Source organism: Streptomyces sp. NPDC000410 (assembly GCF_040300305.1).
Classification (GTDB): domain Bacteria; phylum Actinomycetota; class Actinomycetes; order Streptomycetales; family Streptomycetaceae; genus Streptomyces.
Genome location: NZ_JBEPDM010000014.1, coordinates 141,082 through 151,013 on the forward strand (window position 1 = coordinate 141,082; position 9,932 = coordinate 151,013).

Annotated in this window: 3 protein-coding genes, 1 tRNA gene and 1 rRNA gene; 1 reads left to right on the forward strand and 4 read right to left on the reverse strand. The window is 69.0% G+C overall.

The features are described from left to right. Nucleotides 1-106: 106 nt before the first annotated feature. Nucleotides 107-790, reverse strand: coding sequence for a response regulator (locus ABT342_RS17555; protein ID WP_351573889.1), 684 nt, complete (start codon nt 788-790; stop codon nt 107-109). Nucleotides 791-1,096: 306 nt separating this feature from the next. Continuing rightward, nucleotides 1,097-6,604, reverse strand: coding sequence for a HAMP domain-containing protein (locus tag ABT342_RS17560; protein WP_351573891.1), 5,508 nt, complete (start codon nt 6,602-6,604; stop codon nt 1,097-1,099). A gap of 268 nt (nt 6,605-6,872) precedes the next feature. Here ABT342_RS17560 and ABT342_RS17565 point away from each other — a divergent pair, with 268 nt between their 5' ends. Next, on the forward strand, nt 6,873-9,530 hold the full coding sequence (locus tag ABT342_RS17565) for a SpoIIE family protein phosphatase (RefSeq protein WP_351573894.1): 2,658 nt from the start codon (nt 6,873-6,875) through the stop codon (nt 9,528-9,530). Nucleotides 9,531-9,579: 49 nt separating this feature from the next. Here the strand turns inward: ABT342_RS17565 and ABT342_RS17570 are convergent. Further along, nucleotides 9,580-9,655: transfer RNA gene (locus ABT342_RS17570), tRNA-Thr, on the reverse strand. Nucleotides 9,656-9,839: 184 nt separating this feature from the next. Next, a 5S ribosomal RNA gene (rrf, locus tag ABT342_RS17575) occupies nt 9,840-9,932 on the reverse strand; the annotation flags it as partial.

Genomic DNA, 9,932 nt, shown 5'->3' on the forward strand with positions numbered 1-9,932 from the left:
ACGGCTTCACCCGTCCGTGTCGTCCGTACGCCGTCCGGAAACTGACGTTTCCTCAGCCGATGCCCCGCGCGAACAGACCCCGGGGCCGGGTCCTGCGGGTCAGGCCCTAGCTCTGCGAGGGAAGCGTGGGTGCCCCGGCGCCCGTGCCCGGCTCCAGGGCGTCGAGCGCCCGGCGCAGACCGGTGAGTTTGCGCTCGAGATGGGCGGCGGTGGCGACGGCCGCGGCGTCCGCCGATTCGTCGTCGAGCTGCTTCGAGAGCGCTTCGGCCTGCTCCTCGACGGCGGCGAGCCGCGCGGAGAGCTCGGCGAGGAGGCCGGCGGGCTCCTTGCTCTCGCCCGCGCCCGCGTGACCGCCGCCCTCCAGCTGGAGCCGCAGCAGCGCGGCCTGCTCCCGCAGTTGGCAGTTCTTCATGTAGAGCTCGACGAAGACGGAGACCTTCGCGCGGAGCACCCAGGGGTCGAACGGCTTGGAGATGTAGTCGACCGCGCCCGCCGCGTATCCCCGGAAGGTGTGGTGCGGGCCGTGGTTGATCGCGGTCAGGAAGATGATCGGGATGTCCCTGGTCCGTTCCCGCCGCTTGATGTGCGCGGCGGTCTCGAAACCGTCCATTCCTGGCATCTGGACGTCCAGCAGAATGACCGCGAAGTCGTCCGTCAGCAGCGCTTTGAGCGCTTCCTCCCCTGACGATGCCCGCACCAGTGTCTGATCGAGCGCAGAGAGGATGGCCTCCAGCGCCAGCAGATTCTCCGGCCGGTCATCGACCAGGAGGATCTTGGCCTTCTGCACCATGCCTCGCCCTCCTCGCCCCGGCTTGGGGTCTCCCCAGCTCGATGAGCCGGGGGAAGCACCGGGCGCCGCCCCAGGGGACGACTCCCTTGCGCCGTCCGCCCTTGTGCCGGTCATGGTAGCCGCACCCCGCCTGTCGCCACACCCTGTCACCGCGATGTCACTGTGCACGTAGCAGAAACGCGGCGGGAGACCAGAAGGTTCCCCGGATACTGCCTCCTCACACGCCTTCGGCCACAGTCAGTCAGCAACTCGCGAAAATTCGCACAGTCCGCAATCAGACCGTGATGTCCCCGCGATCGACCTCCGTCACTTTCCGCGCATCCACTGCAACATCACCGAAAGCAGATGATCGGGGTCGACCGGCTTGGTGACGTAGTCGGAGGCCCCGGATTCGATGGCCTTCTCCCGGTCGCCCTTCATCGCCTTCGCGGTGAGCGCGATGATGGGCAGCCCGGCGAACTGCGGCATCCGGCGAATCGCCGTAGTCGTAGCGTATCCGTCCATCTCCGGCATCATGATGTCCATCAGTACGACCGTCACATCGTCGTGCTGCTCCAGGACTTCGATGCCCTCGCGACCGTTCTCCGCGTACAGCACGGACAGTCCGTGCTGCTCCAGCACGCTGGTGAGTGCGAAGACGTTGCGGATGTCGTCATCGACGATGAGCACCTTCTCGCCGTGGAACTCGAAGGCGGGGCGCGGCTCGGGCGACCCCTCCTGCTGGTGCTGCCCCACCCACGACTCCTGCACCGCGCCCGGCGATCCGGCCGGCTGTCCGGGCAGCGCGGCCCTCAAGTCCGCGGCGCCCAGTGCCTTGCGGCGGCGCCGGAACAGCATGGCCGGACCGGGATGCCCGTCGATGTGCGCCTGCTGCTGCGGCGAGGACGCGGGCTGCTGGCCGGCCGCCTCGGCCGCCGCCGGATCGTCGGCCGGGGCGAGCTGCTCCTCGGCGCCGGGAACGAGCTGCGGATAGCCCTGGGGCGGCAGTTCGCTCGCGTGAAGCGGCAGATAGAGCGTGAACGTCGAACCGCGGCCCGGCTCGCTCGCCGCATGGATCTCGCCGCCCAGCAGCCGGGCGATCTCCCGGCTGATGGACAGGCCGAGCCCCGTACCGCCGTACTTACGGCTCGTCGTGCCGTCGGCCTGCTTGAACGCCTCGAAGATCACCCTCATCTTGCTCGCCGCGATCCCGATACCGGTGTCGGTGACCGAGAACGCCATCAGGTCGCCGTCCGCGTCACGCAGCGAACCGGCCTCCAGCAGCTGCTCCCTGATCGACTGCGGCACATCCGCGTTGGCCGGCCGGATCACCAGCTCCACCGCGCCCGTATCGGTGAACTTCACCGCGTTCGACAGCAAATTGCGCAGGACCTGAAGCAGCCGCTGCTCGTCCGTGTGCAGCGTGGCCGGCAGCTCCGGAGACACCCGTACGGAGAAGTCCAGCCCCTTCTCCGCCGTGAGCGGCCTGAACGTCGCCTCCACGTAGTCGACGAGCTGCACGAGGGCGATACGGGTCGGGCTGACGTCCATCTTGCCCGCCTCGACCTTCGACAGATCGAGGATGTCGTTGATCAGCTGGAGCAGATCGGAACCCGCGCCGTGGATCGTCTCCGCGAACTCCACCTGCTTCGGCGTGAGATTGGTGTCGGCGTTGTCCGCGAGCAGCTTGGCGAGGATCAGCAGCGAGTTGAGCGGGGTGCGCAGCTCGTGCGACATGTTCGCCAGGAACTCGGACTTGTAGCGCATGGAGACGGCGAGCTGCTCGGCCCGCTCCTCCAGTACCTGCCGCGCCTCCTCGATCTCGGTGTTCTTCACCTCGATGTCGCGGTTCTGCTGGGCCAGCAGCTCGGCCTTGTCCTCCAGCTCGGCGTTGGACGACTGCAGCCGCTTCTGCCGGTCCTCCAGCTCCTCGGAGCGCTGGCGCAGCTCCTCGGTCAGCTCCTGCGACTGCTTGAGCAGCACCTCGGTCTTCGTATTGACGCTGATGGTGTTGACGCTCGTCGCGATCATCTCGGCGATCTGGTTGAGGAAGTCCCGCTGGATCTGGGTGAACGGCTGGAACGACGCCAGCTCGATCACGCCGAGGATCTTCCCCTCGAACAGCACCGGCAGCACGATGACGTGCGCGGGCGAGGCCTCCCCGAGCCCGGAGGAGATCTTCAGATAGCCCGGCGGGACATTGACCTGGATCGTCCGCTTCTCCTCGGCCGCCGTCCCGATCAGGGTCTCCCCCGGCCGGAACGACGTGGGCATCGAGCCCGCCGAGTACCCGTAGCTGCCGCGCATCACCAGCTCGTACGAGCTGTCGCCGCCCGCGCCGAGCTCGCTGCCGCCCGTCGGCATCGCCAGGAAGAACGCGCCGTGCTGCGCCGAGACGACCGGCGTCAGCTCGCTCATGATGAGCGAGGCGACGTCGTCGAGGTCGCGCCGGCCCTGCATCAGACCGGAGATACGGGCCAGGTTGCCCTTGAGCCAGTCCTGCTCCTCGTTGGCGAGGGTGGTGTCACGCAGGTTGGCGATCATCGTGTTGATGTTGTCCTGGAGGACCTGGATCTCGCCGGCCGCGTCCACATCGATCTTGAGGTTGAGGTCGCCGCGGGTCACCGCGGTGGCGACGGCCGCGATCGCGCGCACCTGGCGGGTCAGGTTCCCGGCCATCTCGTTCACGGACTCGGTCAGGTCGCGCCAGGTGCCGTCGACGTCCCGTACCCGCGCCTGGCCGCCGAGCATGCCGTCCGTGCCCACCTCACGGGCCACACGCGTGACCTCCTCGGCGAACGACGACAGCTGGTCGACCATCGTGTTGATGGTGTTCTTCAGCTCCTGGATCTCACCGCGGGCGTCGATGTCGATCTTCTTGGTGAGATCGCCCTTGGCGATGGCGGTGGTGACGGTGGCGATCTGCCGCACCTGACCGGTGAGGTTGGACGCCATCGAGTTCACGGACTCGGTGAGGTCCTTCCACGTACCGGAGACGCCGGGAACGCGGGCCTGGCCGCCCAGCTCGCCCTCCGTGCCCACCTCACGGGCCACACGCGTGACCTCGGCCGCGAACGACGACAGCGTCGTCACCATCGTGTTGACGGTGTCGGCGAGCTCGGCGACCTCGCCGCGCGCCTCGACCGTCACCTTCTTCGTCAGATCACCGTTGGCGACCGCCGACGACACCCGGGAGATGTTCCGCACCTGGGACGTCAGGTTGGCGGCCATCGTGTTGACGTTGTCGCTGAGGTCCTTCCAGATACCGGTGGCGCCGCGCACCCGGGCCTGGCCGCCGAGGATGCCCTCCGTGCCCACCTCACGGGCGACTCGCGTCACCTCGTCGGCGAAGTTCGAGAGCTGGTCGACCATCGTGTTGACGGTCGTCACCAGCTCCAGGATCTCGCCCTTGGCGTCGACGGTGATCTTCTGCGACAGGTCGCCGTTGGCGACCGCCGTCGTCACCTGGGCGATCTGCCGCACCTGGGACGTCAGGTTCCCCGCCATGAAGTTGACGGACTGGGTGAGCTCCTTCCAGGTGCCCGAGACGCCCTGCACCTCGGCCTGGCCGCCCAGGATGCCCTCGGTGCCCACCTCGCGGGCCACCCGGGTCACCTGCTCCGCGAAGTTCGAGAGCTGGTCCACCATCGTGTTGAGGACGTTCTTCAGCTCCAGGATCTCGCCGCGCGCGTCCACGTCGATCTTCTGCGACAGATCACCCCGCGCCACCGCCGTGGCGACCTGCGCGATGTTACGCACCTGGGCGGTGAGGTTCCCCGCCATGCCGTTCACCGAGTCGGTCAGATCGCGCCATACGCCGGCGACGCCCGGCACCTGTGCCTGGCCGCCGAGGCGTCCGTCCGTACCCACCTCACGGGCCACCCGGGTCACCTGCTCGGCGAACGCAGAGAGCTGATCGACCATCGTGTTGATGGTGTTCTTGAGCTCCAGGATCTCGCCGCGCGCGTCCACGTCGATCTTCTGCGACAGATCACCCCGCGCCACCGCCGTGGTCACCTGCGCGATCTGGCGCACCTGCGACGTGAGGTTCCCCGCCATGAAGTTGACGGAGTCGGTGAGTTCCTTCCACGTACCGGACACGCCGGGGACCCGGGCCTGGCCGCCGAGCCGGCCCTCCGTACCCACGTCCCGCGCCATCCGCGTCACCTGGTCGGCGAACGACGACAGCTGCGCCACCATCGTGTTGACGGTGTTCTTGAGCTCCAGCATCTCGCCGGCCACGTCGACCGTGACCTTCTGCGTCAGGTCTCCGTTCGCGACCGCCGTCGTCACCTGCGCAATGTCCCGCACCTGACCGGTGAGGTTACGGAACGCCGTGTTCACCGAGTCGGTGAGGTCCTTCCAGGTCCCCGCCGCGCCCGGCACCTCGGCCTGACCGCCCAGCCGGCCCTCGACGCCGACCTCCCGGGCCACCCGGGTCACCTCGGAACCGAACGACTGGAGCTGGTCCACCATCGTGTTGACGGTGTTCTTCAACTCCAGCATCTCGCCCGCGACATCGACGGTGACCTTCTGCGACAGGTCACCGTTCGCGACCGCCGTCGTCACCTGGGCGATGTCCCGCACCTGCGTCGTCAGGTTGCGGAAGACCGTGTTCACCGAGTCGGTGAGGTCCTTCCAGGTCCCGGCCGCGCCCGGCACCTGCGCCTGACCGCCGAGCAGACCCTCGGCGCCGACCTCGCTCGCCACCCGGGTCACTTCGTCCGCGAACGTGCGCAGGGTCTCCGTCATCTGATTGATGGTCTCGGCGAGCTGCGCGACCTCGCCACGCGCGCTGACCGTGACCTTCTGCGACAGATCGCCGTTGGCGACCGCCGTGGTGACCTCCGCGATGCCGCGCACCTGCGAGGTCAGATTGCCCGCCATCGTGTTGACGGAGTCGGTGAGGTCCTTCCACACACCGGCGACGCCTGGCACCGTCGCCTGGCCGCCCAGCTCGCCCTCCGTGCCCACCTCGCGCGCGACCCGCGTCACCTCGGAGGAGAACGACGACAGCTGGTCCACCATCGTGTTGACGGTGTTCTTCAGCTGGAGCATCTCGCCGGCCACATGGACGGTGACCTTCCGCGACAGATCGCCCTTGGCGACCGCCGTCGTGACGAGAGCAATGTCACGCACCTGAGCCGTCAGCCGGTACGCCATCGTATTGACCGAATCCGTGAGGTCCTTCCACGAACCCGACATACCGCGCACCTGTGCCTGGCCGCCGAGTTTGCCCTCGGTACCGACCTCCAGCGCGACCCGCGTCACCTCGTCGGTGAACGCCGACAGCTGGTCGACCAGATTGTTGACCGTACGCGCGACCTTCAGGAACTCCCCGCGCAGCGGGCGTACCGACCCGTCCGATCCGTCCGGAGCGTGCGACCGCAGCTCCATACGCTGCTCCAGGTCGCCCTCGGCGACCGCCGAGAGCACCCGGCCCACCTCGGACACCGGGCGCGCCAGATCGTCCACCAGCGCGTTCGACGCGTCGATCGCGGCGGCCCAGGAGCCCTCACAAGGGCCGGGCTCCAGCCGCTCGGTGAGCTTGCCCTCACGGCCGACCACCCTGCGCACCCGCGCCAGCTCGCCGGTCAGATGCAGATTGCGGTCGGCGACCTCGTTGAACACCGCCGAGATCTGCGCCATCAAGCCGTCACCCGATACGGTCAGCCGCTTGCGGAAGTTCCCGTCCCGCATGGAGACGAGCGCCATCAGCAGCCGGTTGAGGGCCGCCGTGTCGACTTCCGTAGTGCCGTTTCGATGCCGCTTGCTTCGGGACTGTCCGCCTTGTGCGCGCGTGCCAGTGCCCCGCGCCGCTGCGCCAGACTCCACCGTGTCCCTCCCGCAGGGGTTGACCGTCATGCTCGGGCCGTCTCTGGAAAGCCTTCCCAGTGTTTCACCGCAGCCGAACCAGGCCATAACAGTTCGGCAGCTTCGCTTAGCGTCCCCGCCCCCGGAGGGCGGAAACAGCGGTGACCGGCATCCGCTCGGACAGCGAAGGTAAGTAACCTGGCATCCGGCTGTCCAACCGCCCCGGTCGCCCGGCGGGGGCGGCATGGCGGAGAACTACCACCGGGCACCGGGAGGGACGGCACCGACCATGCCAGAGCCGGGCGTCGAAACACGTACGAGAAGTTCCGTGATCACCGCACGGGCTGCTGCCACTTTCGACCCCGTCGGACGGTCGGTGGCAACGGCTCGGACATTTGTGCGGGACACCCTCCAGGGGTGGGGCTACTCCGACGTCGTCGACGACGCCGTCGTCCTCACCAGCGAACTCGTCACCAACGCGGTCATCCACGCCGGTACCGCCGCCGATGTGCTCTGCCTGCGAACCGACGAAGGCGTACGGGTCGAGGTCTCCGACCACTATCCCGAGCGCGAGATCCCTCTCCAGGGCACCGGCCGCACCCTCGCCCACCCCGACCGCGAGAACGGCCGGGGGCTGCTCCTCTGCGCCGCTCTCGCCACCCGCTGGGGCGTCGAGTACACCCCGACCCACAAACAGGTCTGGTTCCAGCTCGACATGCCGCAGCGCACCGTGGGCACCCGCTCGGCCGGCCCCGTCCTGCCCGTCGGCCTTCTCCCCGTCGCCGACGAACGCGTCCGCGTCGCCGTCGCCCAGATCGACCGGAACGGCGCCATCACCTCCTGGAACGACGACGCCGAGCACCTCTTCGGATACGCCGCGGACCAGGTACTGGGCAAGCCCCTCGGCGACTTCGCCGCCTGGCCGCACACCCCCGGCATCGCCACCGGCATCGCCGAGGCCCTGCGCCTGTCCCGCTGGGAGGGCAGTTACGGCATCCGCGGCACCGACGGCCGCGTCGTCCCCGTCTACGCCTCCCACTTGCGCGTCCGCGACACGCACGGCGAACCCTCCACGGTCTGCCTGCTCGTGCGCGACTACGAACGCGCGGTCCTCCAGACCCCCGTCCGCACCCCCGCGACCGACGGCGCCGGACACGCGGACAACCGCAACGCAGACCCCTTCGAGGTCTTCATCGGCTCCCCCGCCCCCGACGACCTCGACGGCCTCCTCCAGCGCACCGTCGAGCGCGCCCGCGACATGCTCGACGGCGACTCCGCCTTCCTGCTGCTCGCCACCGACGACGAAACGGAACTGGAGGTCCGGGCCACCACCGGACTCCCCTCAGCCCGCCAGCGGTTCGCCCGCGTCCCCGTCGAGGCCGGCACGGGCCGCTACGGCTCCGCCCGCATGCCAGCCGTCCACGAGGACCTCACCGCCGTCCCCGGCGCCGTACCGCTCCTCGGTGGCACCGGCATGCGCTCCGTCGTCACCGTCCCGCTCAAGGTCGAGGGCCGCCTCACCGGCTCCCTCGGCGTCGCGGCCGAGGCCGCAGGGCGGTACTCCAACGAGGAGGCCCTGCGCCTCCAGTTCGCCGCCGACCGCATCGCCCTCGCCGTCGAGTCCGCCCGCCTGGGCGAGCTCGAACGGCTCCGCCGCGGCTCCCTCAGCTTCCTCGTCGAAGCGTCCGACCTGCTCGCGGGCACGCTGGACCGGGACCAGACCCTGGCCCTGATGGCCCAGATGACGGTCCCCACGCTCGCCACCTGGTGCGCGGTCTACACGATCGCCGATCAGGCCTCGGAGCCGTACCTCTCCTACGTCCTGCACGAGGACGAGGAGCGCATCGACGGCCTCAAGGCCCTGCTGTCCAGAATCGAACCCCCGGAGCCCGTGCCCACCCCGGGCGCCCGCGTCTGGACCGCCCCGGGCACCGCCGCCCACCAGGCGGCCCTGCGCACGTCCATGCGCGAACTCGGCCTCGGAGCCACCGACTTGTCCTCCGGTATCGGTACGACCCTGGCCACGGCCTCCGCGGTCGGCGGCGAAACCGTCGTCCTCCCGCTCGTCGCCCGCAACCGCGTCATCGGCATGCTCACCCTCGGCAAACCCTCCGACGACCACTTCCGCCAGGAGATCCTCGAACTCGCCGAGGACCTCTCCCGCCGAGCGGCCCTCGCCCTGGACAACGCCCGGCTGTACTCCGAGCGCACAGCCATCAGCCAGAGCCTCCAGCGCAGCCTGCTGCCCCCCGGCCTCCCCCAGGTCCCGGGCGTCGAGGTCGAGGTCATCTACCGTGCGGCGGGCGAAGGCAACGAAGTCGGCGGCGACTTCTACGACCTCTTCCCCATCCGCGACGGCGCCTACGGGTTCGCCATCGGCGACGTCTGCGGTACGGGCCCGGAAGCCGCGGCCGTCACAGGCCTCGCCCGCCACGCCCTGCGCCTGCTGGCCCGCGAGGGCTTCGGCGGCCCGGCGGTGCTGGAGCGCCTGAACGCGGCGATCCTCGACGAAGGCGCCCGCAGCCGCTTCCTGACCCTGCTGTACGGCGAGTTGTGGCCCCAGGAGGATGGCTCGGCGCTCCTGAAGGTCGTCTGCGCCGGCCATCCGCTTCCCCTGCGCCTGCGCCAGGACGGCTCGGTGGAGCCCGCGGCAGAGCCCCAGCCGCTGCTCGGCGTCATGGAGGACCTGGAGCTGTACGAGCAGACCGTCACGCTCGACCCGGGCGACGTCCTCCTCTGCGTCACCGACGGCGTCACGGAACGCCGCGAGGGCACTCGAATGCTCGGCGACGACGGCCTCATCGATGTTCTGACGACCTGTACGGGCCTGACGGCCGGCGCGGTCGCCGCCCGCATCCTCCGCGCGGTCGAGCGCTTCGCCGCCGAGCCGGCCTCGGACGACATGGCGATCCTCGCGATGCGTGTCCCGGAGCCGCAGAAGAATTGAACCGAACATGAAGAAGGCCCCCGCCTTATGGCGGGGGCCTTCTTCATTGTGGAGCCCCCAAACGGAATCGAACCGTTGACCTTCTCCTTACCATGGAGACGCTCTACCGACTGAGCTATAGGGGCCAGTTGCGCTTTCGCGGTCTCCCGCAGCAACGAGATAAAGCATACCCCGAACTCACGACTGCACCAAACCACTCTGCATCGCGCCCGCCTGTCGGTGCATCACTTCGGAGTGTCGCTCGCCAGTTGGGGCTGAACGCGGAAAAGCCCCGGACCGTTACCCGGTCCGGGGCTCTCCACACAATTTGTTCGGCGGCGTCCTACTCTCCCACAGGGTCCCCCCTGCAGTACCATCGGCGCTGAAAGGCTTAGCTTCCGGGTTCGGAATGTAACCGGGCGT